The organism is Streptomyces sp. NPDC001415, assembly GCF_053597395.1.
Genome location: NZ_JBSFIE010000001.1, coordinates 175,180 through 200,351 on the forward strand (window position 1 = coordinate 175,180; position 25,172 = coordinate 200,351).

Below are 25,172 nucleotides of genomic sequence, written 5' to 3' on the forward strand. Positions count from 1 at the left end.
TCGGGCCCTGCTGGGACTAGCGGCGCCAGGGGAAATTGACGTTGACGACTGCCATAGCTGGCGTTTTCGCCGTGCACCCGTACACCCCGCACTGCCAAGTGATCCACGACGAGGGCGATCACGCCGTCATCGGTATCTCCTCCGGCAACGGCTACTTCACGCACGAACGCGTCCTCGACCTCGCCAACTGGGGTCTGGAGCACTTCCGTCAGGTCGATCTGATCTGGACGGACCTGCATGTCGCCGAGATGTTCGAAGCTCTCGGCTATCCACCGGTGGAGGCACAGCGCAAAGCGGTGAAGAACCTCCGTGGCGTCCGCGCCAAGGTGACCGGCGCCGTGGGATTCCTCGACCCCGAGGGGAAGCGCCTGCGCGGACGCCCCATGTCCGCGCTCCTGGAGATCCCCGCCTACCAGCGCATCCGTACCCGGCTCGACGACCTGCTGACCGCGGATCCCGAGTTCCGCGAGGTCTGTGATCAGCTCGCCGCGCGCTTCCTCGCCGGCAAGCTGAACGGGCAGCCGCCCACCGACCGGCAGCGTGAGGTGTGCATCAAGTACGTCTGCGCCGAGGTGCCGCTGTTCCTCGACACCCCGGCCATCCTCGACGTCCCCAGCTCCCTCAACTGCTACCACCAGGCGCTCCCCCTCGCGGAGCTGCTCTACGCGCGGGGCTACGGGCTGCGCGCCTCCCGCAACCAGGGCCACGCCATCATCAACCCCGCCGACACCCAGGAGCAGCCCGCATGACCACCACCGTTGCCCCCACCGCGCCGGGCTGCCCCGTGGACCACGACCAGCTGACGCGGTTCCCGTTCGACGCCAACGGCACCGCCCTGCCTCCCCAGATCGCGCAGCTCCTGGCCCATGAGCCGGTCAAGAAGGTCCGCACCATCGCCGGAGCGGAAGCGTGGCTGGTGTCCTCCTATCCGCTGTGCCGTCAGGTCCTGGACGACGACCGGTATTCGCTCGCCGAGACCTCCGCGCCCGGTGCGCCCCGGCAGTACGCGCTGACGATCCCGCCCGAGGTCGTCAACAACATGGGCAACATCACCGGCGCCGGACTCCGCAAAGCGGTGATGAAGGCCCTGAACCCCAAGTCGCCGGGGCTTGAGGACTGGCTGTACGAGCGCGCCCGCCACCTCGCCGACCGCCTGATGGCCGCCGGTGCGCCCAGTGATCTGCGGTACGACTTCACCGTGCCGTACTCCACTGCGCTGCACACCTACATCCTCGGCATCCCCGAGGCGGACTCCGAGAAGCTGTACGACTCGCTGCACATCGCGTTCATGAACTCCCCGCGCGAGATCCCCGCCGCGGCGATGAACTGGGACCGCGACATCGCGCACATGGTGCGGCGCCTCAACGACCCGGAAACCGGCGGCCTGTTGGGCGAACTCGCGGCCCTGCGCGACGACCCCGACTACGCGCACCTCACGGACGAGATGCTCGCCACGGTCGGCGTCACCATGTTCGGCGCCGGAGTCATCTCCGTCATGGGGTTCCTCACCATGGCGATCGTCTCCCTCATCCAGCACCCGGAACTCAAGGCCCGGCTCGTGGCCGACCCGTCCCTGATTCCGGCGGCGGTGGACGAGCTGCTGCGCATCAACCTGTCCATCGCCGACGGGCTGCCGCGCATCGCGACGGAGACCATGCTGCTCGGCGACGTCGAGATCCAGCAGGGGGAACTGGTCCTCGTCCTGGTCGAGGCCGCCAACCACGACCCGCGGGAGTTCGAGGACCCGCACACCGTGCGCCTGGACCGCCCCAACGCGAACGCTCACCTGTCGTTCGGCGGCGGCGGCCACTACTGCCCGGCGACCGCCCTCGGCAAGCGCCACGCACAGATCGCCATCGAGGTGCTGCTCGACCGGATGCCCGGCCTCGACCTCGCCGTCCCCATCGAGCAGCTCGTGTGGCGCACCGGCTTCATGAAGCGCATCCCCGAGCGGCTGCCCGTCCTGTGGTGACCGGCCCCCGCTGACCGCCGCGCCGCCACGGCCCCCGCCCTCGCGCAGAACGCGGCTCCGAAGCCACGAAAAGGCCCCTGCCCAGGTGTTTCACCTGGGCAGGGGCCTCTGCCGAGAGTGACGACAGACGAGTCGGGCATGTACGCCGGGTTCTGTACCCCGGGACCTCGCGGTCGTCGGGGCGACGGCCATCCATCTAGGACCGGCGTTGCCGCCGGCCTCGTGCGGTCTACCCGCGGACTCGGGCAGGCTGCCCTCGATCGTCCGCGCAGAGCCGCGTTTCACGGCGGCTCCTCTTGACCTTGCTCCGGGTGGGGTTTACCTAGCCGCCTGAGTCACCTCAGGCGCTGGTGGTCTCTTACACCACCGTTTCACCCTTACCGGGGACCGAAATCCCCGGCGGTCTGTTCTCTGTGGCACTGTCCCGCGGGTTACCCCGGGTGGCCGTTAGCCACCACCCTGCCTTGTGGAGCCCGGACGTTCCTCGGGAAGATCCAGAGGATCTCCACGCGGCCGTCCGCCCGGCTCGTCTGCCGTGCCGACCATGCTACCCGGCGCGGGGCGGCACAACGGCCGCCGGTCCCGCCGAAAGGATCACTTGACCCTGCCGCAGCGTCAACGTTTCTACTGGAGCCATGCGGATCTCTGAGATCGCCGCGCTGGTAGGGGTGACCACGCGGGCCGTCCGGCACTACCACCACCTCGGCCTGCTGCCGGAACCGGCTCGGCTGGCCAACGGCTACCGGCAGTACTCGGTGCGGGACGCCGTCGCGCTCGCCCGCATCCGGCGGCTGACCGAACTGGGCCTCGGCCTCGACGAGGTGCGGGACGTGATCGCCGACGACGCCGGGCACGAACTGGTCGACGTACTGGGCGAGTTGGACGCGGACCTGGCTCGCCAGGAGGGGGAGATCCGGGTCCGCCGGGCCCGCCTCGCCACGCTGCTCGCCCGCGCGCGGGACGGCCGCCTGACGACCGACGACGAGCTATCCCCCGAACTGGCCGACCTCCTCGCGGAGTTGGGCTCCCAGGAGACCACCTCGCCGACGGCCGCCAAGGACCGCGAGCTGCTCGCCCTCATGGAGACCGCCGCGGCCCCCGAGGACCGGGACCGGCTGATGGCCGCCGTACGGTCCACTGCCGCCGTGCCGGGCGCCGCCGAGCGCGCGCACGAGGTGTACGCGCTGCTCGACGCACTGGCGGACGCCGACCCCGCGGACCCCCGGGTGGACGCGGCGGCGCGGGCGCTGGCCGACTGCCTCCCGCCCGAGCTGACGGCGGAGACCGCCACGACCGCGGCACCGGCCGACCAGGGCTTCCTCAATGCCTTCCTCGCCGACTTCGCACCCGCCCAGGCGGAGGCGGTACGTCGAGCGATGCTGCTGGTGGCGAAGACGCCGGAGAAGGGCGGGGCGGCCGAATGACACGGCAGGTCCTCCCGGAGTCCGTCCGCCGACTCGCCGCGCACGAGGCGCGGGTCCTCAAGAGCTTCGGGCTGTGGGCCGCCCGTCGCCGCCATCAAGTGGGGCCGGTGGACCGGGCGTTCGGGTACGCGAGCCCGCAGGCGGCGACGGTGTACGGGCTGGCCTTCGTGTGCGTGGTCGAAACGATCGGGGTGTCGTTCCTGGTCCGCGACTGGCCGGCGGTGCACGCGGTCCTGCTGATCCTGGACCTGTACACGGTCGTCCTGGCCCTCGGCATGCAGGCCGCGGCCGTGACCCGGCCGCACGTACTGACGCCGGACACCCTGCGCCTGCGCGCGGGCGCCCGGGTGGACCTGGCCGTTCCGCTGGCCCAAATAGCCCATATTCGCAGGGAGTTGAGGTTCCAGGGCGCGGGCGGGGCGGTGTCGGACGACGTCCTGGAGCTGTCCGTCGGCTCCCAGACCTCCCTGACGGTGGAACTGACCGAGCCCATCACCTACGTACAACTCCTGGGAAAGCGGCGCGAGGTGACGGTCATACGCTTCCACGCGGACGAGTCGGCGGAACTGGCGAAGGCGCTGACGGCGGCGGTCGCCTAGCCACCTCGCCCGGCCGCCCTGCCCAGCCACCCTGCCCAGCCGCCCGCCCGGCTGCCTCACGCGGGGGCGAACAGGACCTTGGCCGTGCCGGGGTCGGCCTGGGTCAGGCGGACTCTCAGGTGCTCGCCGAGCGGGAGCGGCCGGCCGCCGCCCTCGACGCGGGCCACCACCGCCGGATCGGCCAAGTGGATGGTGCCGACGGCCGGTTGCTGTTCCTTCACGTCGACGACCGTCGCGTCGAACACCTCGCCCACCCGGTCCTTGAGCAGCGCCGCCTCGACGATGTCCACGCATTCGCGCTCCACGGTGTTGGCCCGGCCCGCGCCCCGGGCCATCTCCTTGGGGAGCGCTTCGAGCGCGGCGGCCACCCAGTCCGGCGGGTCCTGGCCCGCCACCGCGGCGAGGCAGAGCTCACCCGCGTACCGGTCGACGAGGCGGCGCAGCGGGGCCGTGCAGTGCGTGTACGGGGCGGCCACCGCGGCGTGGACGGCGAGCTCGGGCTCGGCGTGGCGGGTGAACACGGTGTACCCGGCGCCGCGCAGCAGCGTCGTGCACTCCTGGAGGAAGGCGGCGTGGTTCGGCTCGCGCGGGTCGAGGGAGCGGACGACGGCGGCGTACGGGACGTGGTGCGGCCAGTCGATGTGCAGCGCCGTCGCCGAGCGGCGCAGCCGCGCGACCGCGCCGTCCGGGGCGCTGGGCAGGGTGCGCAGGATTCCGGTGCCGTACGCCAGCATCAGCTGGGCGCCGGCGATGCCGGTGAGCAGGGAGATCTGGGCGTTCCAGCCGTCGGCGGGCAGCGGGGCGCGGTAGGTGAGGTCGTAGCGGTGGTCGTGCTCGACGATCTCCTGCTCGGGGACGTTGAGCGAGATGCCGCCGCGGGCGACTTCCCGCTGTTCGCGCAGGGTGCCGATGTCGCGGAGCAGGGCGAGGGAATCGGGCGCGGTGCCGGTGTCGATCTGCCGCTGGACGCCCTCGTAGTCGAGCTTGGCGCGGCTGCGGACGAGAGCACGGCGGACGTCGGTGGCGGTGATCGCGCCGTCCGTATCGAGTTCGATCCGCCAGAGCAGGGCGGGGCGTGTCCGGTCCGGGAGCAGGCTCGCGGCGCCCTCGGAGAGGAGGACGGGGTGCAGCGGGGTCTTCTCGTCCGGGAAGTAGAGGGTGGTCACGCGGCGGTGCGCCTCGGCGTCCAGAGCACCTCCGGGCGTGACGAACGCGGCGACGTCGGCGATCGCGTAGTGCACCCGGTACCCGCCGCCCGGCCTCCGCTCCAGGTGCATCGCCTGGTCGAGGTCGGTGGAAGTGGGCGGGTCGATGGTGAAGAAGTCGATGCCGGTCGCGTCGTGGGCGGGGAGGCGGGGTGCGGCTGCCGCGCGCTCCGCCTCGGCGAGGACGTCGGCCGGGAAGTCGGCGGGGACGTCGAGCGTCGTACGCAGTGCGGTGAGCGCGGCACGCAGCGGGGCCTCTGCTGCGCCGGTCACGCGGAGGTGGCGCCTTGGCATGCCCCGAGCGTATGGCTGAGCGGGGCTCTGAGCACGTTTTCCCACCTCCCGCCCGTTCGGGGCCGCGCGGCCACCTGGTGCCGGGAAGACCTGGCCGGTCCAAGCGGAGCGCGGCGTTACGCTGGCGCGGGGGCCGCACCCCCTCCCCGTACGTACAAGAAGGAGAATCGCCGTGCTGGTGCTGTTGCCGCCCTCCGAAGGAAAGGCCGCTTCGGGTCGCGGGGCGCCGCTGAAGGCGGAGTCGCTGTCCCTGCCGGGGCTCGCCGAGGCGCGCGCGGCCGTCCTCGACGAGCTCGTCGAGCTGTGCGCCGGTGACGAGGGCAAGGCCCGCGAGGTGCTCGGGCTCAGCGAGGGTCTGCGAGGCGAGGTCGCCAAGAACGTCGAGCTGCGCACCGCGGGCACCCGCCCGGCCGGCGAGATCTACACCGGCGTCCTGTACGACGCCCTCGACCTCGCCACCCTCGACGCAGCGGCGAAGCGCCGGGCCGCGAAGGCGCTGCTCGTCTTCTCGGGGCTGTGGGGCGCCGTCCGCATCGGTGACCGGATTCCCTCCTACCGCTGCTCGATGGGCGTGAAGCTGCCCGGCCTGGGCGCGCTCGGGGCGTACTGGCGGACCGTGATGGACCCGGTCATGACGGAGGCCGCGGGCGAGGGCCTCGTCCTGGACCTCCGCTCCTCCGCGTACGCCGCCGCCTGGAAGCCGAAGGGCGCCGTCGCGGGCCGCACGGCCACCGTGCGGGTGCTGCACTCCCAGATCGTCGACGGCGTGGAGAAGCGTTCGGTCGTCAGCCACTTCAACAAGGCGACGAAGGGCCGGCTCGTACGCGATCTGCTCACCGCCGGTGCCGGCCCCGCCAACCCCGCCGAGCTGGTGACGGCGCTGCGGGACCTCGGTTACGTGGTCGAGGGCGAGGCCCCCGCCAAGGCGGGCCGCGCTTGGGCCCTGGACGTGGTCGTGACGCAGATTCACTGACCCACAGCGGCAGCTGTTGCAACATGCGCAACGGGCGTTGCGCGCTCCGCACACCCTCGGCAGGATGGGCTCATGACGCCCTCCGCCGCGCCCACCCCTGCGCACGCCTCCGTGCTGGATCTCGCCCCCGTCCTCCCGGTCGCGGTGATCGACGACGCCGCCGACGCCGTGCCGCTCGCGCGGGCGCTGGTGGCGGGCGGGCTCCCGGCGGTCGAGGTGACCCTGCGCACGCCGGCCGCCCTTGACTCGATCCGGGCGATCTCGGCCGAGGTGCCGGAGGCGGTGGTCGGGGCGGGCACGGTGATATCGCCGGTCCATGCCGCCGACGCGGTGGACGCGGGGGCCCGTTTCCTGGTGAGCCCGGGCTGCACCCCCGGTCTCCTGGACGCGCTGAAGGCGTCGGGGGTGCCCTTCCTGCCCGGGGTTTCCACGGCGTCGGAGGTCGTCACGCTGCTCGAACAGGGCGTGACGGAGATGAAGTTCTTCCCGGCGGAGGCGGCGGGCGGCACGGCCTACCTCAAGTCCCTCTCGGCGCCGCTCCCCCGCGCCCGGTTCTGCCCGACCGGCGGCATCTCCCTGGCCTCGGCCCCCGACTACCTGACCCTGCCGAACGTAGCCTGCGTAGGCGGAAGTTGGATGCTGCCGCAGGACGCGATCGCCACCGGCGACTGGCTCCGGGTCGAAACCCTGGCCCGCGAGGCCGCGGCATTGCGAGCCCGCTGAGGTACCGGGTGCCCACCAGGGTGCGCCGGGGCTCCGCCCCAGGCCCCGGAGGCGCCCCACCCCACCCCTTCCCGAAACCCGCCGGGGGTTGGAAAAGGGGAAGCCGAGTTCCCTGGGGCTCCGCCCCAGACCCCGTATCGCGCCTGAAGGGCGCTCGTCCTCAAACTCCCCCAAGGCCTTAAGGGCCAGGGGGGACCCCCATGACAGGCTGAAGATGCCGGTGCAGGCCGGCACCAACCCTGCCAGGGGCGCGAGGAACTGCGCGACCAGCCCCCGCCGGCCCGCGGCCGAAAGCGAGTCAGGGGCGCGAGGAACTGCGCGAGCAACCAGCCACGGTCCGCGGCCGAAAACGGGTTGAGGGGCGCGGGGAACTGCGCAAGAAGCCCCAACGGGCCCGCACCCAGATATCCGCACCCCGCGCAGCGCCCCGCACCCCACAGCAAGAGCTACCGCAGGTGCCCCGTATCGTTCAGCAGCCGCACCGACGCATTGCCATCCCCGTAATACGCCACCGCCGACAACGACGCCGCCGACAGCTCCATCCGGAACAGGGACTCCGGCGGCGCCCCCAGGGCCAGCCTGACCAGGGTCTTGATCGGGGTCACATGGGTGACCGCGAGCACCGTGCGCCGGGGGTACGCGGCGATCAGCCGGTCCCGGGCCGCCGAGACGCGCCGGGACACCGTGGCGAAGCTCTCGCCGCCGCCCGTCGGGGCCGCCTTCGCGGAGCCGAGCCAGGCGTCGAGGTCGTCCGGATACCGCTCGCGCACCTCGGCGAAGGTCAGCCCCTCCCACGCCCCGAAGTCCGTTTCGCGCAGGCCCTCTTCGATGTGGACGTCGAGTCCGAGGCGGGCCGCCACGGCCGCCGCTGTCTCGCGGCACCGCCGCAGCGGGGACGACACGATCGCCTGAATGGTGCCGCGCTCGGCGAGCGCGGCGGCGACCCGTTCGGCCTGGCCGCGCCCGACGGCCGACAGCTCGGGGTCCGTTCCGCCGCTCCCTGAGAACCGCTTCGAGGGCGTCAGCGCCGTCTCGCCATGGCGGAGGAGTACGAACGTGGCGGGCGCGCCCAGATCGGCGGACGCCCCCCAGCCGACGGTCGGCGCGGCCTCAACAGGCTTGTCCTGTACGGAAGTTGAGGCCGACATGGAGGGCCCGGAAGTCGAAGCCGAGCCACCCGACAACCCCGAGCCCGGCACGCCCACCGGAGCCGGAACACCAGCCGAAGCCGTCGCCCCCGCCAGCGCCGCCCGCGCCCTGGCCGCGCCCGCCGCCGCGTCGCCGACCACCCGGGCGGCACTCGCGTCGGCAGAAGCAGAGGCTGAGGCGGACAGGTCCGCCGTGGATGCCGACGGCTCCCTTCCCCAAGCTCTCAACTCCGTTCGAGCAGGGGAGACCCCAACCCGGCCCCGCTTGCCCGCGTCCATCGCCTCGTTGGCGAGCCGGTCGGCGTGCTTGTTCCGCTCGCGCGGGATCCACTCGTACGACACCTGTGAGGACGGCAGGATGCGCGCCGCCTCGGCCGCGAGGGGCTTCATGTCGGGGTGCTTGATCTTCCAGCGGCCCGACATCTGCTCGACGACGAGCTTGGAGTCCATGCGGACCCGTACCCGCGCCGCCGGGTCGAGTTCCCGCGCGGCGCGCAGCCCCGCGATGAGCCCCTTGTACTCGGCGACGTTGTTCGTGGCGACGCCGATGAACTCGGCCGCCTCGGCGAGCGTCTCGCCGGTCGCCGGGTCGAGGACGACCGCGCCGTAGCCGGCGGGACCCGGGTTGCCCCGGGAGCCGCCGTCGGCTTCGACGACGAACTGCCGGCCCGCGGGAGGCACGGAAGGCACTTACAGACCCGATTCCGAGGTGCGCACCAGGATGCGGCGGCAGTTCTCGCAGCGCAGGACCGTGTCGGGAGCGGCGGCCTTGACCTCGTTGACCTCGGTGATGTTGAGCTCCAGGCGGCAGCCCTCGCAGCGGCGCTGGTAAAGGCGGGCCGCGCCCACGCCGCCCTGCTGCGCACGCAGCTTGTCGTAGAGCTTGAGCAGGTCGGCCGGGACGGAACCGGCGACGATCTCGCGCTCCTTGGTCGCCGAGGCGATCTCGGCGTCGAGCTCGGCGAGCGCGGCGTCGCGGCGGGCGGTCGCGTCGTCGGTCTTGGCCTGCACGGAGGAGACCCGCTCGGTCAGTTCGGCGGCGCGCTCCTGGGCGGCCTCGCGGCGCTCCATCACTTCGAGGACGACGTCCTCCAGGTCGCCCTGGCGCTTGGCGAGGGAGGTGATCTCGTGCTGGAGGCTCTCCAGGTCCTTCGGCGAGGACACGGCGCCCGAGTCGAGGCGCTGCTGGTCACGGGCGGCGCGCTGGCGCACCTGGTCCACGTCCTGCTCGGCCTTGGTCTGCTCGCGGGCGGTGTCGCTCTCCTCGGTCTGCGAGGCGACCAGGAGGTCACGCAGCTGCGTGAGGTCCTTGTTCAGCGATTCGATCTCGGCGTGCTCGGGCAGCGACTTCCGCTTGTGGGCGAGCTGCGACAGGCGGACATCCAGCGCCTGTACGTCGAGGAGGCGGATCTGGTCGGCGGGCGCGGCGTTCAGTTGGGGGCTCCATCAATAGAAGGGGAGGTGTGGTGGGCGGACCACGGGTCCGTGACCGTCTTCGAGACGTGGACCCTCAGGTCCCAGCCGTGGCGGTCGGAAATCTCGTCGAGCTGGGCGGCGGCCTGCTCGCACCAGGGCCATTCGGTGGCCCAGTGCGCGGCGTCGACCAGGCCCAGCGGTGAGTGCTGGGTGGCTTCGGAGACCGGGTGGTGGCGCAGGTCCGCGGTGAGGAAGGCGTCGGCGCCCGAGGCCCGTACGGCGTCGAAGAGGCTGTCGCCGGAGCCGCCGCTGACCGCGACCGTACGCACCGTCGCTTCGAGGTCGCCCGCGACGCGGACGCCCTGCGAGGTGGCGGGCAGCCGGGCGGCGGCGCGGGCGGCGAACTCGCCGAGTGTCATCGGGGGGTCCAGCTCGCAGACCCGGCCGAGGCCGCGGCGGCCCGAGGGGTCGGTGGCGTCGGGCACCAGGGGCCGTACCACCCGCAGGTCCAGCGCGCCCGCGAGGGCGTCGCTGACGCCCGGGTCGGCGGTGTCGGCGTTGGTGTGCGCGACGTGCAGGGCGATGTCGTGCTTGATCAGGGTGTGCACCACGCGGCCCTTGAAGTGGCCGGCGGCGACCGTGGTGGTGCCGCGCAGATAGAGCGGGTGGTGGGTGACGATCAGGTCGGCGCCGAGCTTCAGCGCCTCGTCGACGATGTCCTGGACGGGGTCGACGGCGAACAGGACCCGGCGGACCTCGGCGTCCGGGTCGCCGCAGACCGTGCCGACGGCGTCCCACCCCTCGGCCCGCTCGGGCGGCCAGAGGGCGTCGAGCGCGGCGATGACTTCAGACAGGCGGGGCACGTAGACAGGTTACCTGCGCTCCGCACCCCGCCGGTCGGCCGCCGGCGCTCCTGTTCGCCGGGAGCCCGGCCCAGGGCTTCGGTGCGCTCCCCGGGCTACTTCTTGACGAGGAAGCCGCGCAGGTCGTCCAGGACGGAGTCGGCGGCGGTGACGCCGAGGCCGAGGTACCAGGTCTCGTCCTTGACGTCCTTGGCCTGCCCGGCCTTGACGGCCTTCAGGTTCTTCCACAGCGGGTTCGACTCGGCGCTGTCCCGCTTGGACTTCTTCGGGTCGCCGTAGACGCCGGTGAAGACCCAGTCGGCGTCCGCCTGGTCGATGGTCTCCGGGCCGACCTCCGTCGCCAGGTCGACGGCCTGCTGGTTCTTGGGGCGCGGGATGCCGGCGTCGTCCAGGATCGTGCCGACGAAGGATGCCTTCGCATACAGGCGGACCTTGCCCGGCATGTAGCGGAGCATCGTGACGGTCGGCTTGTGCGCGCCGAGGTCGGTGCCGAGCCGCTTGGCCTTCGTCTCGTACGCGGCGAGCCTGGCCTTCGCCTCGGCGCTCTTGTCGAGGGCGGCGGCGTTGAGCAGATAGTTCTGCTTCCACGGGAAGCCGGGGCGGATCGAGAAGACCGTCGGGGCGATCTTGGAGAGTTCCTTGTACTTGTCGGCGGCGCGCAGCTGGCTGCCGAGGATGAGGTCCGGCTTCAGCGCGGCGATCGCCTCCAGGTTGAGGCTGTTGATCGTGCCGACGTTCTTCGGCTCGCCCGCGCCCTTCGTCAGATAGCCGGGGATGCCCTCGTCGCCCTCGGTCGGGGCGTAGCCGACGGGCTGGACGCCGAGCGAGACGACGTTGTCGAACTCGCCGACGTCCAGGACGACGACCCGCTGGGGCCGGGCCTTGATCTCGGTGGCGCCCATGGCGTGGTTGACGGTGCGCGGGAACTGGCCGGGCTGGGCGTCGGTGCCCATCCTGGCCGTCCTGTCGGCGGCCGCCGCGAAGTCCTTGCCGCCCTGCGCGACGGACTTCTTGCCGCCCGCGTCGGCCTTGCCCGAGGCCGCGGCCGACGGCTTGCCCCCGCTGTCGCCGCTTCCGCAGGCGGCGAGGGAGAGCCCGGCGGCCACGGCGAGGGCTACGGCGGCGGTGCCGCGGCGGCGTAGGGACATCACAGGCTCCTGTACGGCGGGGGATCACTTGAGAGCCCGTGTCTGACCGAAAACATCCATCAGTGCGACTTAGGCACGCCTAACCTTACATAAATCGTTCCTGCACATCCGTCTCCCCCCGCACAGGCGAATCGCCCGACAGCCACCCTTTGGTGTGAAGCCAGTGGCCTCGTGTCGTTCGGTTGGAAGTGCGAAAACTAGCTTCGGGGGCCGGAGGTGAGCCATCTGATGACGGCTTTGGCCATCGAGACCGCTGCCGAGGGCGGCGCGGTCAGGAGTACGGGATTCGCGATCACCGCGAACGGTTCGTACGCCGCGAGGCTGGTGCGCGACGCGGGTGCGGGGGCGGCCTGGTTCCCGGAGCGCTGGACGCTCGACGGCCCCGAGCCGTACGCGGTGCCGCTCCCCGGCAACCAGCCCGAGGAGCCCGACGCCGGGGTGCTGCCCATGGCGGACGGCAGGGTGCTCATCCACCGCAGGGTCGCCGACCGGCACTCCTTCGCTCTGCTCTATCCCACGGGACCCGCGACCGGCGAGCTGCCGCTGGGCGCGGTCGACGCCGGCGAGGGCGAGCTCACCCTGCTCCCGCCCTCCCCGGACGGCAGCTGCGCCTACGCGCTCGCGGCGGGCCCGGACGGCACGGCCCTGTGGCTGGTGGCGGGCGGCGCGTTCGGCCCCGAGCTGGTCGCCCGGATCAAGGGGCGCTGCTCGGGCGGGGTCTGGCTCGACCGCACCGGCCGTATGCTCGCCCTTGACCGCGAACTGGACGGCACCACCAAGGCGGTCGCCGTCGACCTGGAGCGCGGAGGCGAGGTCACCGACCTGCTCCAGATCACCGACGACAGCAACGACCGGCTGCTGCTCGCCGACGCCGACAGCGGGCTGCTCCTGATCCGCTCGGACGCGCCGGGCCACGACCGGCTCGGCTGGGGCGTGCTCGGCTCCGCCCTCCCGGTGCGCTTCCCCGAGTGCCTGCGCCTGGCGGACGCGGCGGTCACGCCGTTCGCCATACAGCCGGGCCAGGTCCTCACACCGGAGTCCTGCGCGGTGGCCCTGCGCATCGACGCGGCGGGCGGCACCTGGGTCGGCATCTGGCGCCCGGCGGGCCGCCACCTCCACCAACGGGCGGCGCCACAAGGGTGGTTGGCGGGCGCGGGGCTCTGGACACCGGAGGGGGTGCTGCGGCTTCCGTACGTCACGGACGCGAACCCGTGCGCGCTGCTCGACCTGCCCGCGCCGCCGGACCCGCAACCGGCCCCGCCCGCCCCGCCGCCGGCGCCCGCCAAGCCCGCCGCGGCCAAGCCCGTACCGCTGGGGCAGGCACCTCTGACCGGCCGTCGGCAGTTGTCGGGAGATCGTTAGAATCGGCGCCCTGTACGACGCACAGTGAAGACGACTACGGGGTGACCACAGCTCATGTCCAACCAGACCGACACCCGTCCGCAGGAGACGGGTACCGGGACCGACAGCAACGGCAGGCACCGGGGCGGGGCGGCCTCGACCGAGGACTCGATGACGCCGGCCCACGGACGCCACCGGCGCGAGGAGAACGCGGGCAGCAACGCCTGAGCCGGGGAACGGGCGGGGCTCCCGGGGTGGTTCGCCCCGGGAGCCCCGCCCTTTTCACGCGCTTGAGCCGCGCCTGAGCCTCGCTTCAGCCCCGCTCGAACCGCACTTCAGCCGCACTTCAGCCGCACTTCAGCCGTGCTTCAGCCCGAGCACCTCGGCCGCCGCGAAGGTCTCGCCTGCGGGCCTGTCCTCGTAATAGGGGGAGATCAGCTCGTCGAGCTCCTCGTACGAGAAGACCTCCTTGGCGGTGTCGAACTTGGCGGCCACCCTGGGCCGTTCGACGATCGCGACCATGCCGCCGTGCACGACCAGGAGCTGCCCGTTGACCTTGGCGGCCGCGGGCGACGCCAGGTAGCCGACGAGCGGCGAGACATGCTCGGGCGCCAGCGGGTCGAGCTGCCCCTCCCCCGGCTCCTCGCTGCCTGAATTCGCTGGAATGGCGGCGAACACGTCCTCGGTCATGCGGGTACGGGCGCGCGGGCAGATCGCGTTGGCCGTGACCCCGTACTTGCCGAGTGCGAGGGCGGTGGAGGTGGTGAGGCCGACGATGCCGCCCTTGGCCGCCGCATAGTTGGGCTGGCCCGCCGAACCGGCGAGGAAGGCCTCGGAGGAGGTGTTGACGATGCGGCCGTGGACGGGGCCGCCCGCCGCCTTGGACCGCTCGCGCCAGTGCGCGGCGGCGAAGTGGGTGGTGTTGAAGTGGCCCTTGAGGTGCACGTGGATCACCGAGTCCCACTCGGCCTCGCTCATGGAGAAGATCATCCGGTCCCGCAGGATGCCCGCGTTGTTGACCAGGATGTCGAGCTTGCCGTACGTGTCGATCGCCAACTGGACCAGTTCGCGGGCCTGTTGGTGGTCGGCCACGTCGCCGGTGTGGGCGGTGGCCCGCCCGCCCGCGGCCCGGATCTCGGCGGCGACCTCCTCGGCCGGGCCCTTCGACGCCTGGCCCGAGCCGTCCCGCCCGGGCTGCCCGAAGTCGTTGACGACGACGGCCGCGCCGAGCCGGGCGAGTTCGAGCGCCTCGGCCCGGCCGAGCCCGCGCCCGGCTCCGGTGACGATCGCGGACAGGCCTTCAAGTGGCAGTGCTGCCATGCCGGTTGGATCCTCTCACTGTGGGGTGGTGGATCAGATCTCGATGCACGTACGGAGGGCTTCGCCGGTCCGCATCTGGTCGAGGGCGTCGTTGATCCCGGCGAGCTGCACCCGGTGGGTGATCAGGCTCTCCAGGTCGATGCGGCCGGCCCGCCACAGCGCGATGGCCCGCTCGTAGGAGCGGAGCACGTCGCCGCCGCCGTACAGGGACGGCAGGATGCGCTTCTCGTCGAAGAACAGCTCGAACATGTTGACCTGGAAGAAGTCGTCCATGGCGCCCGCGCCGACCACGCACAGGGTGCCGCCGCGCCGGGTGTTCTCGTACGCGGTGCGGGCGGTCGCGGAGCGGCCGACCACCTCGAAGACGTAGTCGAAGCCCTCGCCCGCGGTGACGCGCTGCTTGGCGTCGGCGAACTCCTCGGGCGAGACCGCCTCCGTGGCGCCGAACCCGAGCGCCGCCTCGCGCCGGGATGCGACCGGGTCGACCGCGACGATCTGGGCCGCGCCCTGCACCCGGGCACCCTGAATGGTGGAGATGCCGACCCCGCCGCAGCCGATGACCGCGACCGACGAACCCGCCTCCACCTCGGCGGTGTTGATGGCCGCGCCGAGCCCGGTGGTCACGCCGCAGCCGATCAGGGCGGCGATCTCGTACGGCACGTCGTCGGGGATGGGGACCGCGCAGCCGGCCGCGACGACGACCTCCTCGGCGAAGGTGCCGGTGCCCGCGAAGCCGAACACGTCGCCGCCGGCCCGCCTGAAGTTGGGGGTCCCGGCGTTCATGAAGCCGGCCAGGCAGAGCTGGGTCTGGCCCCGCTTGCAGGACGGGCACACCCCGCACGCGGGCAGCCAGCACATCAGGACCCGGTCGCCCTGCTTGAGACCGGTGACGCCGTCGCCGACGTCGATGACCTCCCCGGCCCCCTCGTGTCCCGGCACGAACGGCGCGGGCTGCGGCAGCACGCCGCTCATCGCCGAGAGGTCGGAGTGGCACAGGCCCGTGGCGCGGACGCGGAGCTTGACCTTCCCCGGGCCGAAGCCGGTCGCCTCCACGTCGTCGAGCACGTCGAGCTTGTCCTGGCCTATCTCGTGCAGTACGGCTGCGCGCATGGTGCGGCTCCCCTCAAGTACCGGATAAGTGAGCTCAGTTGTGTTCGACGACCGTGTCGGCGAGGACCGGCGCGTCGTTCCGCTCGACGGCCGTCACCGACACCTGGACGCGGCCGGGCCCCGACCACATCCGGATGCGCAGGGTCTCCCCCGGGAAGACGACGCCGGTGAAACGGGTGGCGTACGAGCGCACCCGGGCCACATCGCCGCCGAGCAGCGTGTCCACGACGGCCTTGAGCGTCATGCCGTACGTGCAAAGGCCGTGCAGGATCGGCCGGTCGAAGCCGGCGAGCTTGGCGAAGTCGGGATCGGCGTGCAGCGGGTTCCAGTCCCCGGAAAGGCGGTAGAGCAGCGCCTGTTCCTCGCGGACCGGGCGCTCGACGGTGTGGTCCGGGGCGCGTTCGGGCTGCGGGACGCGGGCGGACGGGCCCCGGTCCCCGCCGAAACCGCCCTCGCCGCGCACGAAGATCTGCGCGTCGCTGGTCCACAGGGGGCCGTCCGCGTCGGCGGCCTCGGTGCGCAGGACCAGGATGGCGGCCTTGCCCTTGTCGTGGACGGCGGCGACCTTGGAGGTCGAGGTGGCCTTGCCCCGTACGGGAATCGGCCGGTGCAGGGTGATGGCCTGCCCGCCGTGCAGGACCGCCGCGAGGTCCACGTCGATGCCGGGCGCGGAGAGCCCGCCGACCACGCCCATGCCGGCGCCCGCGACGGTCGCGAAGGAGGGCAGCACGTGCAGCCGGGACTCCAGGGTGTAGCGCAGCTCGTCGGGGTCGGTGGCGGGACTGTGCTTGCCTTGAAACGATCCTGCCCCGAGCCCCAGGTGGTAGAGCTGTACGTCCTTGTGGTCCCAGGAGATCTCGGTGGACCGGGGCTCGGCGGCGACCGCCTTCGCGGCATCAATGGGCATGTGGATGCTGCTCCTTGAGCGTTGTGCGGGCACGGGAAAAGACCTCGGTGCGGCCGTCCGCACCGTCGGCCGCACCGAGGTCGTACTGGACCGGACCGAGGACCCGTTGGCCGTTCTAGAACGCGTTCTAGGCCGATGGCCCCTAGGTATAGCGCACGCCCCGGCGGTTGTGAAGACTCCTGACGTAGCGTCAGATCATTCGGCCGGGCCGGGCCGTGCCACTTTCGACGGGGCCGCCCCATGCCACTTTCGGAGGGGGCGCCCCCTGCCCATCGGCGGGGGCACCCAGGACATTTGTCCTGCCCAGCTCCGTACATGCGCATCTGGGGCGGGACCCGCCCGGCTCCGTAGCGTTCAGGACATGACGCAGACGACGACACAGAGCGCGGCGCAGAGGCCGGCACAGAGCGCGACCGCGGTCCGCTTCAGCGGGGTGGTCAAGTCCTACGGGGCGGTCCGGGCCGTGAACGGGGCCGAGCTGACCATCGGGCGCGGCGAGACCGTGGCGCTCCTCGGCCGCAACGGGGCCGGCAAGTCCACCACCATCAGCCTGCTGCTCGGCCTGAACGAGCCCGACGCGGGCGAGGTGCGGATCTTCGGGCGGACCCCGGAGCAGGCCGTACGGGCCGGTCTTGTCGGGGCGATGCTCCAGGAAGGCAGCCCGATCCCCCGGGTGACCGTGCGCGAGCTGGTGTTCTTCATCGGCAGCATGTACCCGAAGCCGATGCCGGTCGCCGAGGCGCTCGCGCTCGCCGGGCTCACCGAGTTCGGTGACCGCCGGGTCGACAAGCTCTCCGGCGGCCAGACCCAGCGGGTCCGGTTCGCCATGGCCCTCGCAGGAAACCCCGAACTGCTGCTGCTCGACGAGCCGACGGCCGCGCTCGACGTCGAGGCGCGCCGCGCGTTCTGGGAGTCGATGCGCACCTATGCCGGCCGGGGCAACACGGTCATGTTCTCCACCCACTACCTCGAAGAGGCCGACGACAACGCGGACCGCATCGTCGTCATCGACCAGGGCCGCATCGTCGCCGACGGACCCGGCGAGACCATCAAGCGGGCGGCCGGGGGCAGCCTCGTCTCCTTCGACCTCGCGGGCATGCCGACCGAGGGCCTGTCCCAACTGCCCGGCGTGGCCACCGTCGAGATCCACGGCGGCCGGGCCCGGCTGCGCAGCGACGACTCGGACGCCACCGTCGTCGCGCTGGCCGCGATGGGCGCCGTCCGCCACCTGGAAGTCGCCCCCGCCAGCCTCGAAGACGCCTTCCTCTCCCTCACCGCACGCGAAAGCGAGACCGTCTGATGTTCGAGTACATCAAGCTGGAGATGCGGCGCACGCTCCGTGACGCCTCCTTCGTGACCTTCGGCATCGGGATGCCGGTGCTGATGTACCTGCTCTTCACCAACATCGGCGGCGGCCAGAGCAACGGCGCCGACTGGAAGGTCCAATCGATGATCGGCATGGCGGCGTACGGCGCGCTGGGTGCCGCCATGAACGCCGGGACCGGGGTCGCCGCCGACAAGACGATCGGCTGGCTGCGGCAGATGCGGATCGCCCCGCTCGCGCCGAACCGGGTGGTGACCGGGCGCGCGATCAGCAACTCGGTGACCGTACTGCCCGGCATCCTCGCCGTGTTCCTGGCCGGGGCGGTGATCAACGACGTACGCCTGGACGCCTGGCAGTGGGTCGTCCTCACACTGCTCCTGTGGATCGGGGCGCTGCCCTTCACCATGCTCGGCCTCGGCAACGGCTACCGGCTCTCCGCGCAGGCCACCGGCGTGGTCAACGTGGCCTGCCTGATGGGCCTCGCGATCCTCGGCGGCCTGTGGTTCCCGGTCTCGGCCTTCCCCGGCTGGCTGCGTCACATCGCCGAGTACACTCCGACCCACCGCTTCGCCGACCTCGGCTGGGCCACCTCGCAGGGCCACGCCCCGGGTGCGGCCACCATCGCGCTGATGGCAGCCTGGCTGGTGGCGTTCGGTTCGTACGCCGTGGTCTCCTACCGTCGGTCCGCACGGACCGCGTGAGCGCGGGCCGCGAGCGCACGAACCACCAGTACGGGGAGAACACGATGCCATCACTGCTGCCGAAGCTGCCGCCGCGGGGCGAGAAGGCCGACGAGTTCCCCGGCCCGCCCGCCAACGGCTACACCTTCCTGCCGTGGCTCCTGATGGGGTCCGGCGCCGCCGTCGAGGTGGCCAAGGGCAAGGTGCCCTGCCCCTGGCTCGGTGGCCTCGGCATCCTCGCCTTCGCCGTCCTGTACGCGATGGTCGCCTTCCGCGCCCTGGACAGGCAGCGGCGCGAGGAAAGGCCGACACTGATCCTGCTCGGCGCGCTCGCCGCCGTCACCTATGCCATCGGGATCGGCTACGGCGGCGTCTGGCTGCTGTTCTTCCCCCTGCTCTCACTGGCCAGTGGCGCGGCGCTGCGGGACCGGCGGCTCGGCTTCGTGATCATCACGCTCGCGGCTTCGGTGGGGGTGATCTCGGGGTTCAAGACGGGTGACCCGTGGGACAACATGACCATCGCGTACGGCACGTTCCTGTCCGGGCTCGTCATCTCCGCACTCCTCTCCCTCTCCGAGACGGTCCGCGAACTGCGCGACACGCGGCAGGAGTTGGCCCGTACCGCGGTCGAGAAGGAGCGCCTGCGCTTCTCCCGCGATCTGCACGACCTGCTCGGCCACACGCTGTCGGTGATCGTGGTGAAGTCGGAGGCCGCCCGCCGTATCGCCCGGCGCGACCTGGACGCGGCGCTCGGCCAGGTCGCCGACATCGAGTCGGTCGGCCGCCAGGCCCTGACCGAGATCCGCGAGGCCGTCACCGGCTACCGCGAGGGCAGCCTCGCCACCGAGCTCGACCGGGCCCGCTCGGCCCTGAGCGCCGCCGAAGTCGAGCCGCTGGTACGCCAGTCGGGCCCGCCGCTGCCCGCGCAGGCCGAGGCGCTGCTCGGCTGGGTGGTCCGCGAGGCGGTCACCAACGTCGTACGCCACAGTGCCGCGAGCCGCTGCGAGATCGTGGTCGAGGGCACCCCGGAGCGGGTGACCCTGACGGTCACCGACAACGGCAAGGGCGCGCCCGCCGCGCCCGCCCCGGCCCCCCGGATCGGCGGCACGGGACTGAAGGGCCTGACCGAGCGCCTCGCCGCGGCGGGCGGCTCCCTGACCGCGGGCCCCGCGCCGCGCGCCGGCTTCCAGGTGAGCGCGGAACTCCCGGTGGACCCGGAGGACGCGGCCCTGGACGCGGAGCTGACGGGGGTGCCGGGGCACGGCTGACGCCCTTGAGTGACGAACCGCAGGAACCCCGGCCGACGCACGGCCGGGGTTCCTCGACGCGGTGGGTGGCGGGTCAGCGCTGCAGGGTGAGCAGGCCCGGCCGGTACGGCAGTTTCATGTAGTCGGGTTCCTTCGTGTTGTTGGGGAGGCCCTGGTAGAGGAACTGCAGGTTGCAGGGATCGATGGTCATGGTCTGGTCGGGGTTGTTGCGGACCAGGTCACCGTGGCTGACGCCCTGGGCCCAGGTGGAACCACTGTTGGCCTGGCCCGCGAAGGGGCTGCTCTCGCTGCCGGCCTGGACGGTCCACGGACCGTTCAGGCTGGAAGCGGTGAACGAGCGGAAGTAGCGGTTCGCCCCCAGCGCCTCAACGATCATGAGGTACTGGTTCTGGCCCTGGACCTTGTAGACCTGCGGCGCCTCGAACAGAAGGTCCCTCGTGTCGCTCATGACCGTCGTGTACGAGGAGCCGAAGTTGCCCGGGAAGCTCCCGATCGGCATGCTCGCCCGGTAGATCTTGCCGTTGTCAGCGGCGAAGAACAGGTACATGTTCTGGTCGTCGGCGATCATGGTCGGGTCGATCGGCGCGTTCTTCTGGTTCGGCCCGGGGCCGTCGGGGAGGCTGCCGGTGAACAGCGGCTGCCGGGCGGACCAGCCGTTGGGGTTGGTGGGGTCGCTGGACGTGCGGTAGTAGAGCGGCCACTGACCCCACTGGTCCACCAGCACCCAGACGTTCTTGGGCGCGAAGTAGAACACTTGAGGCGCCACCGCGGACTCGTTCATCCTGGTCTGGCCGGCCGTCGCCATGTCCGACCAGTTCGTGAAGGGACTGAACCCCGTCGAGCCCCACGACGTTCCGTTGGAGGTGGTCGCGTAGACCAGGTGCTTGCCGTTGTACGTGGTGGTGGTGAAGTCCTTCAGAGCGACCTGCCCGTTCGCCGGCTCCGCCAGCGGACCCGTCGAGGTCCACCGGTAGGCCGACGGAAGAGCGCACGCGTTGCTCGCCCGGGACAGGCCGGTCCACTTCTGGTTGCCGCCGCCGTGGCACGACCAGATCTGCGCCGCCGTGCCGTTGGCCGTACCGCCGCCCGATACGTCCAGACACAGCCCGGACCGCACGCCGACGATCGTGCCGTCGGAGTTCACCCGCCACTGCTGGTTCGCGCTGCCGTTGCACGTCCAGATCTGCACCGGGGTCCCGGACGTGGTGGCGCCGCCCCGGACATCCAGGCACTTGTCGCCGTACACCCTCAGCTGGTCGCTGTCCGTCAGCGTCCACTGCTGGTTGATTCCACCGTGGCAGTCCCAGATGTGCACGTTCGCGCCGTCGGTCCGACTGACGCCCGCCACATCGAGACACCTCCCGGAAGCAACACCTTTCACTGTGCCGCTGGTGGCCGCCTGAGCCGGGCCGGCGACGAGCAGCGCCGCCAACGCGGCCAGGGCCGCAACCACGGCGGCGAGCACCGCCGACGGATGCCTGTGGCTGGAACTACGTCTGTACATAAGGCCTCGTCATCCTTGGGCAAGCGGCTCCGGTCCACCCCGTCAGAGGCTGTCCGGATGCCGGTGCGGTGCACGCGGTCAGGGACGTCCGATATCTCGAACAAGGGTCGAAGTGTCGATCAATTGGATGATAGGGATCCGGTGATCAGCGTCAACACCTCGCGCACGATTCGCGAGCGGAAACGTGCGCGGGATGAAACCAGGAGCCCTCAAGTCCCTTGACTGCAGGGCCCTTTGGCGTGGGGTGCGGTGAGGGGCGCGGGCACGGGCTTGGTGCTCATTGCGTCATTGCGGGTGCCCTGCGCCAGACGATCGCGGGAGCGCCCGCGCCTGCCGGCCAGGGTTCCTACTGTCCTGCACACGGCGCGCTGCCCGTAGCCTGGCCCCATGGACGAGATGCCCGAGAACCACCGCCCCGCCAGATCCGTGAGAGTCCTCCTCGCCGAGGACCAGGGCATGATGCGCGGCGCGCTCGCCCTGCTGCTCGGGCTTGAGGAGGACATGGAGGTCGTCGCCCAGGTCTCGGCGGGCGACAAGATCGTGCCCGAGGCCCTCAACTCCCGGCCCGACGTGGCCCTTCTGGACATCGAGCTGCCGGGCAAGAGCGGCCTGGACGCGGCCGCCGAGCTCCGCGAGGAGGTCCCGGACTGCCGGGTCCTGATCCTCACCACGTTCGGCCGCCCCGGCTATCTGCGTCGCGCGATGGAGGCCGGCGCCGCCGGGTTCCTCGTGAAGGACGGCCCGGTCGAGGACCTCGCTGAGGCGATCCGCCGGGTCCTGCGCGGCGAGACGGTCATCGACCCGGCGCTCGCGGCCGCCGCCCTCAGCGCGGGCCCGAGCCCCCTGACCGCCCGCGAACGCGACGTCCTGAACGCCTCGGTGGACGGGGCGACGGTCTCCGACATCGCGGGCAAGCTGCACCTGTCGGAGTCGACGGTGCGCAACTACCTGTCGTCCGCGATCGGCAAGACCGGCACCCGCAACCGCATGGAGGCCGTACGGTCGGCCCGTCAGCAGGGCTGGCTGTAGGGCCTGCGCCCGGCGGGTCTCGTCAGAGACGCGCCACAAGGCGGAACCACCTCGACGGCGACCCGATCCGCCGGACAGGCCCTGGCGGCGTTCAGCGCCCGGCGGGGCTCACCGCCCGGGGCAGCCACACCAACGCCAGTGCCACGCTGCCAAGGAGCACGAACCCGCCGACGCGGAAGGCGAGCGCGTACCCGGCGGTGAGGGACTCGGGGGTCACGGACGATCCCGTGCGCGACGCCGCCACCGTCGACAGCACCGCGAGGCCCAGCGCCCCGCCCATCGTCCGGGACGTGTTGATGAGCCCCGAAACGAGCCCGGCCTCGCTCGGCGCGGCGCCCGAAGTGGCCAGCGCCGCAAGGGGAGTTGTGGCGAGACCGGCGCCGGTCATCATCAGGATGCCGGGCACGAGGATCGAGAGCCAGTACGGATCGTCGGCCCGCATCATGGACTGCCACCCGAACCCGGCCGCGGTCACCAGCACGCCCAGGACGGTCAGGTTCCGCGACCCCGTCCTCGGCATCAGGCGCGGCGCGAGCTTCGAGCCGAGCACCACGCTGAGCGAGCTGGGGATCAGAGCGAGCCCGGCGCCCAGCGGGGTGTAGCCGAGCACGTTCTGGGCGTACAGCGTCATGAAGAACCAGGTGCAGAACATCGCGGAGCCGCACACGAACATCACCGCGTTGGCGGCGGAGACGGCCCGCAGCCGGAAGAGCCTCAGCGGCATGAGGGGGGCGGCGGCACGCGCTTCGACGAGAAGGAACACGAGCAGCAGCCCGATTCCGCCGAGGAGCGGGGCAAGGGTGGCGACGGCGCCCCACCCCGACGCCTCGGTCTGCACGATGCCGTACGCGAGAGTGGCGAGGCCGGCCGTGACGAGGACGGCGCCGGGCAGGTCGAGCCGGTGGCGCCGGTCCGCCCGGGACTCGGTGATCCAGAGCGCGGCGCCGAGCAGCACGAGCGCGCCGACGGGCACGTTGATGAGCAGCACCCATCGCCACGACAGGACGTCGGTGAGCACGCCCCCGACGAGCCCGCCCGCGGCGCCGCCGCCCGCGCCGACCGCCGCCCAGGTCCCTATGGCCCGGGTGCGGGCGGCGCCCTCCGGGACCGCGGCGGTCAGGATGGTGAGGGTGGCGGGCGCCAGCACGGCCGCCCCGAGCCCTTGCGCGGCGCGGGCGAGCAGCAGCTGCCAGCCCTCCTGCGCGAGCCCGCCGCCGAGACTGGCCGCGGTGAACAGGCCGAGCCCCACGAGGAACATCCGCTTGCGCCCGTACAGATCGCCCGCGCGACCGCCGAGCAGCATGAACCCGGCGAAGGCGATGGCGTACGCGTTGACCACCCACTGCAGCCCTTCGGCGCTCATGCCGAGGCCGGTGCGCATGGAGGGGAGGGCGACGTTGACGACGGAGACGTCCAGCACGACGAGGAACTGGCCCGCGCAGGCGGCGAGTACGACCGGCCAGGTGCGGGGGGGTCGGGTGGGCGCGGATATGTGGGTGTCAGCGGGGGCTTGGCGCATGCGGGTAATGGTTGCAGCTAGCCGGTGCTCCTTGCATCCCTTTCTGGCCGCAATCCCGGCGGTTCGAAAGTCCTAGGTCCGAAGCCCTTCGCGGCTCCCCCCGGCCCCTCTGCGCCGAAGGCGGCATCACCGTGCTCGGCGTGAACACCACCGCCGTGGCGATCACCACCACCGTCGTCTACCGCCGCAGCACCGTCACCACAGCCGCACCCCCGAGGCCGATGTTGTGGGCCAGGCCCACCCGCGCGCCCGGCACCTGCCTGGCCCCCGCCTCGCCCCGCAACTGCCACACCAGCTCCGCCGCCTGCGCCAGCCCCGTCGCCCCCAGCGGATGCCCCTTCGAGATCAGGCCGCCGGACGGGTTCACCACCCACCGGCCCCCGTACGTCGTCGCCCCGGATTCGACCAGCTTCCCCGACTCCCCCTCCCCGCACATCCCCAACGCCTCGTACGTGAGCAGCTCGTTGATCGAGAAGCAGTCGTGCAGCTCGATCACGTCGACGTCCTCGATGCCGAGGCCGGAGTTCTCGTACGCCTGCCGCGCGGCCTCCCGCGACATCGGCCGGCCGACCGCGTCGATACAGCTTCCCGAGGCGAACGACTCCTCCGTGTCGGTCGTCATCGCCTGGCCGGCCAGCTCAACTGCCCTGTCCCGCAGGCCATTTCGGTCGACGAATCGCTCCGAGACGACCACCGCCGCCGCCGACCCGTCCGACGTCGGCGAGCACTGGAGTCTGGTCAGCGGGCGGTGGATGGTCTTCGCGGCCAGGACCTCCTCGACCGAATACGCGTCCTGGAACTGCGCGTTGGGGTTGTTCACCGAGTGCCGGTGGTTCTTGGCGCCCACCGCGGCGAGCTGCGCCGCGGTCGTCCCGTACCGCTCCATGTGCTCGCGCGCCGCGTTGCCGAAGATCTGCGCGGTGGGCGGCGTCATCTCGAAGCCGTGGCGGGCCGCCATGATCCCGTAGTGGCGGGCGACGGGTGACGTCCTGCCCCCAGCATGAGCGGCTTCGCCGCGGGCCCCGCCGTCCGAGCCGCCGCCCAGCGCGCCCCGCTTCATCTTCTCGAAGCCGAGCGCGAGCACGCAGTCGCTGACGCCGCCCTCCACGAACTGCCGCGCCAGCATCAGCGCGCTCGACCCCGTGGCGCAGTTGTTGTTGACGTTGTAGACCGGAACCCCCGTCAACCCCAGTTCGTACGCCGCGCGCTGGCCCGCCGTCGAGGCCTGGAAGCAGTAGCCGACCGGGACCTGCTCCACCGAGCCGTAGCCGATGCCCGCGTCGGCCAGTGCCGCGCCGCCCGCCTCCCTCGCCATGTCCCAGTACTGCCAGTCCCGGGATTCCGGCTTCTCGAACCTGGTCATGCCTACACCGACGATGTAGCTCTTCATGTCAAGGGGAACCCT

Annotated in this window: 23 protein-coding genes and 1 other RNA gene; 12 read left to right on the top strand and 12 right to left on the bottom strand. The window is 71.9% G+C overall.

Features of this window, described 5'->3' with window-relative positions:
- Positions 1–41: 41 nt before the first annotated feature.
- Positions 42–749 (top strand): tRNA-dependent cyclodipeptide synthase, encoded by a 708-nt coding sequence (locus tag ACWC2B_RS00755; RefSeq protein WP_226598788.1) that lies wholly within the window; start codon positions 42–44, stop codon positions 747–749.
- Positions 746–1,972 carry a cytochrome P450 gene (locus ACWC2B_RS00760; protein ID WP_450714264.1) on the top strand — a complete coding sequence of 409 codons (1,227 nt, stop codon included), beginning with the start codon at positions 746–748 and terminating at the stop codon, positions 1,970–1,972. Before ACWC2B_RS00755 ends, ACWC2B_RS00760 begins: the two co-directional genes overlap by 4 nt.
- Positions 1,973–2,096: 124 nt before the next feature.
- Here ACWC2B_RS00760 and rnpB read toward each other — a convergent pair.
- Positions 2,097–2,501, bottom strand: an RNA gene (gene rnpB, locus ACWC2B_RS00765) — RNase P RNA component class A.
- 106 nt (positions 2,502–2,607) lie between these two features.
- On the opposite strand from rnpB, the gene ACWC2B_RS00770 reads away from it, so the two are divergent.
- Entirely contained in the window at positions 2,608–3,396 is a 789-nt protein-coding gene (locus ACWC2B_RS00770) for a MerR family transcriptional regulator (protein WP_450714265.1), read from the top strand.
- Entirely contained in the window at positions 3,393–3,995 is a 603-nt protein-coding gene (locus ACWC2B_RS00775) for a hypothetical protein (protein WP_450714266.1), read from the top strand. The genes ACWC2B_RS00770 and ACWC2B_RS00775 overlap by 4 nt, the downstream gene beginning before the upstream one ends.
- A gap of 56 nt (positions 3,996–4,051) precedes the next feature.
- Here the strand turns inward: ACWC2B_RS00775 and ACWC2B_RS00780 are convergent, their stop codons facing one another.
- Positions 4,052–5,494 (bottom strand): RNB domain-containing ribonuclease, encoded by a 1,443-nt coding sequence (locus ACWC2B_RS00780; protein ID WP_450714267.1) that lies wholly within the window; start codon positions 5,492–5,494, stop codon positions 4,052–4,054.
- A 172-nt stretch (positions 5,495–5,666) separates the two neighbouring features.
- Between ACWC2B_RS00780 and yaaA the strand changes: the two genes are divergently transcribed.
- On the top strand, positions 5,667–6,467 hold the full coding sequence (gene yaaA / locus ACWC2B_RS00785) for a peroxide stress protein YaaA (protein ID WP_450714268.1): 801 nt from the start codon (positions 5,667–5,669) through the stop codon (positions 6,465–6,467).
- A 72-nt stretch (positions 6,468–6,539) separates the two neighbouring features.
- Complete coding sequence (eda, locus tag ACWC2B_RS00790; protein ID WP_450714269.1) at positions 6,540–7,190, top strand: bifunctional 4-hydroxy-2-oxoglutarate aldolase/2-dehydro-3-deoxy-phosphogluconate aldolase; 651 nt, start codon at positions 6,540–6,542, stop codon at positions 7,188–7,190.
- Between the two features lie 446 nt (positions 7,191–7,636).
- Here the strand turns inward: eda and ACWC2B_RS00795 are convergent, their stop codons facing one another.
- From ACWC2B_RS00795 to ACWC2B_RS00810, 4 genes are all read right to left on the bottom strand, one after another.
- Positions 7,637–9,028: a bifunctional RNase H/acid phosphatase gene (locus ACWC2B_RS00795; RefSeq protein ID WP_450714270.1), complete on the bottom strand. Its 1,392-nt coding sequence runs from the start codon at positions 9,026–9,028 to the stop codon at positions 7,637–7,639.
- Positions 9,029–9,772, bottom strand: coding sequence for a zinc ribbon domain-containing protein (locus tag ACWC2B_RS00800; RefSeq protein ID WP_450714530.1), 744 nt, complete (start codon positions 9,770–9,772; stop codon positions 9,029–9,031).
- Entirely contained in the window at positions 9,769–10,617 is an 849-nt protein-coding gene (locus tag ACWC2B_RS00805; RefSeq protein WP_450714271.1) for a Nif3-like dinuclear metal center hexameric protein, read from the bottom strand. Before ACWC2B_RS00805 ends, ACWC2B_RS00800 begins: the two co-directional genes overlap by 4 nt.
- 95 nt (positions 10,618–10,712) lie before the next feature.
- The gene (locus tag ACWC2B_RS00810; RefSeq protein ID WP_450714272.1) at positions 10,713–11,765 is read right to left on the bottom strand and encodes an ABC transporter substrate-binding protein; all 1,053 of its coding nucleotides are present in this window, start codon (positions 11,763–11,765) and stop codon (positions 10,713–10,715) included.
- 228 nt (positions 11,766–11,993) lie between these two features.
- Here ACWC2B_RS00810 and ACWC2B_RS00815 point away from each other — a divergent pair, with 228 nt between their 5' ends.
- Both ACWC2B_RS00815 and ACWC2B_RS00820 read left to right on the top strand, forming a co-directional pair.
- Positions 11,994–13,127: a hypothetical protein gene (locus tag ACWC2B_RS00815; protein ID WP_450714273.1), complete on the top strand. Its 1,134-nt coding sequence runs from the start codon at positions 11,994–11,996 to the stop codon at positions 13,125–13,127.
- 54 nt (positions 13,128–13,181) lie between these two features.
- Positions 13,182–13,334, top strand: a complete 153-nt coding sequence (locus ACWC2B_RS00820) for a hypothetical protein (protein WP_450714274.1) — start codon at positions 13,182–13,184, stop codon at positions 13,332–13,334.
- A gap of 129 nt (positions 13,335–13,463) precedes the next feature.
- Here ACWC2B_RS00820 and ACWC2B_RS00825 read toward each other — a convergent pair whose 3' ends face one another.
- From ACWC2B_RS00825 to ACWC2B_RS00835, 3 genes are read right to left on the bottom strand one after another with little or no spacing between them, the layout of a single operon-like run.
- Positions 13,464–14,426, bottom strand: a complete 963-nt coding sequence (locus ACWC2B_RS00825) for a 3-oxoacyl-ACP reductase (protein WP_450714275.1) — start codon at positions 14,424–14,426, stop codon at positions 13,464–13,466.
- A 33-nt stretch (positions 14,427–14,459) separates the two neighbouring features.
- Positions 14,460–15,536, bottom strand: a complete 1,077-nt coding sequence (locus tag ACWC2B_RS00830; RefSeq protein ID WP_450714276.1) for a Zn-dependent alcohol dehydrogenase — start codon at positions 15,534–15,536, stop codon at positions 14,460–14,462.
- A gap of 34 nt (positions 15,537–15,570) precedes the next feature.
- Positions 15,571–16,443: a MaoC/PaaZ C-terminal domain-containing protein gene (locus ACWC2B_RS00835; protein WP_450714277.1), complete on the bottom strand. Its 873-nt coding sequence runs from the start codon at positions 16,441–16,443 to the stop codon at positions 15,571–15,573.
- A 361-nt stretch (positions 16,444–16,804) separates the two neighbouring features.
- Here ACWC2B_RS00835 and ACWC2B_RS00840 point away from each other — a divergent pair, with 361 nt between their 5' ends.
- Genes ACWC2B_RS00840 through ACWC2B_RS00850 form a run of 3 tightly spaced genes read left to right on the top strand, consistent with a single transcriptional unit; the run spans position 16,805 to position 19,715 of the window.
- Entirely contained in the window at positions 16,805–17,743 is a 939-nt protein-coding gene (locus ACWC2B_RS00840) for an ABC transporter ATP-binding protein (protein WP_450714278.1), read from the top strand.
- Entirely contained in the window at positions 17,743–18,468 is a 726-nt protein-coding gene (locus ACWC2B_RS00845; protein ID WP_450714279.1) for an ABC transporter permease, read from the top strand. The genes ACWC2B_RS00840 and ACWC2B_RS00845 overlap by 1 nt, the downstream gene beginning before the upstream one ends.
- Positions 18,469–18,512: 44 nt before the next feature.
- Positions 18,513–19,715, top strand: coding sequence for a histidine kinase (locus ACWC2B_RS00850; RefSeq protein ID WP_450714280.1), 1,203 nt, complete (start codon positions 18,513–18,515; stop codon positions 19,713–19,715).
- 73 nt (positions 19,716–19,788) lie between these two features.
- Here the strand turns inward: ACWC2B_RS00850 and ACWC2B_RS00855 are convergent, their stop codons facing one another.
- A complete protein-coding gene (locus ACWC2B_RS00855; protein ID WP_450714281.1) occupies positions 19,789–21,219 on the bottom strand; it encodes a non-reducing end alpha-L-arabinofuranosidase family hydrolase in 1,431 nt (476 codons plus the stop codon).
- 387 nt (positions 21,220–21,606) lie between these two features.
- Here ACWC2B_RS00855 and ACWC2B_RS00860 point away from each other — a divergent pair, with 387 nt between their 5' ends.
- The gene (locus ACWC2B_RS00860) at positions 21,607–22,248 is read left to right on the top strand and encodes a response regulator (RefSeq protein WP_450714282.1); all 642 of its coding nucleotides are present in this window, start codon (positions 21,607–21,609) and stop codon (positions 22,246–22,248) included.
- 91 nt (positions 22,249–22,339) lie between these two features.
- Here ACWC2B_RS00860 and ACWC2B_RS00865 read toward each other — a convergent pair whose 3' ends face one another.
- Both ACWC2B_RS00865 and ACWC2B_RS00870 read right to left on the bottom strand, forming a co-directional pair.
- Positions 22,340–23,767, bottom strand: coding sequence for an MFS transporter (locus ACWC2B_RS00865; protein WP_450714283.1), 1,428 nt, complete (start codon positions 23,765–23,767; stop codon positions 22,340–22,342).
- A 178-nt stretch (positions 23,768–23,945) separates the two neighbouring features.
- Positions 23,946–25,157: a lipid-transfer protein gene (locus ACWC2B_RS00870; RefSeq protein ID WP_450714284.1), complete on the bottom strand. Its 1,212-nt coding sequence runs from the start codon at positions 25,155–25,157 to the stop codon at positions 23,946–23,948.
- Positions 25,158–25,172: the final 15 nt, after the last annotated feature.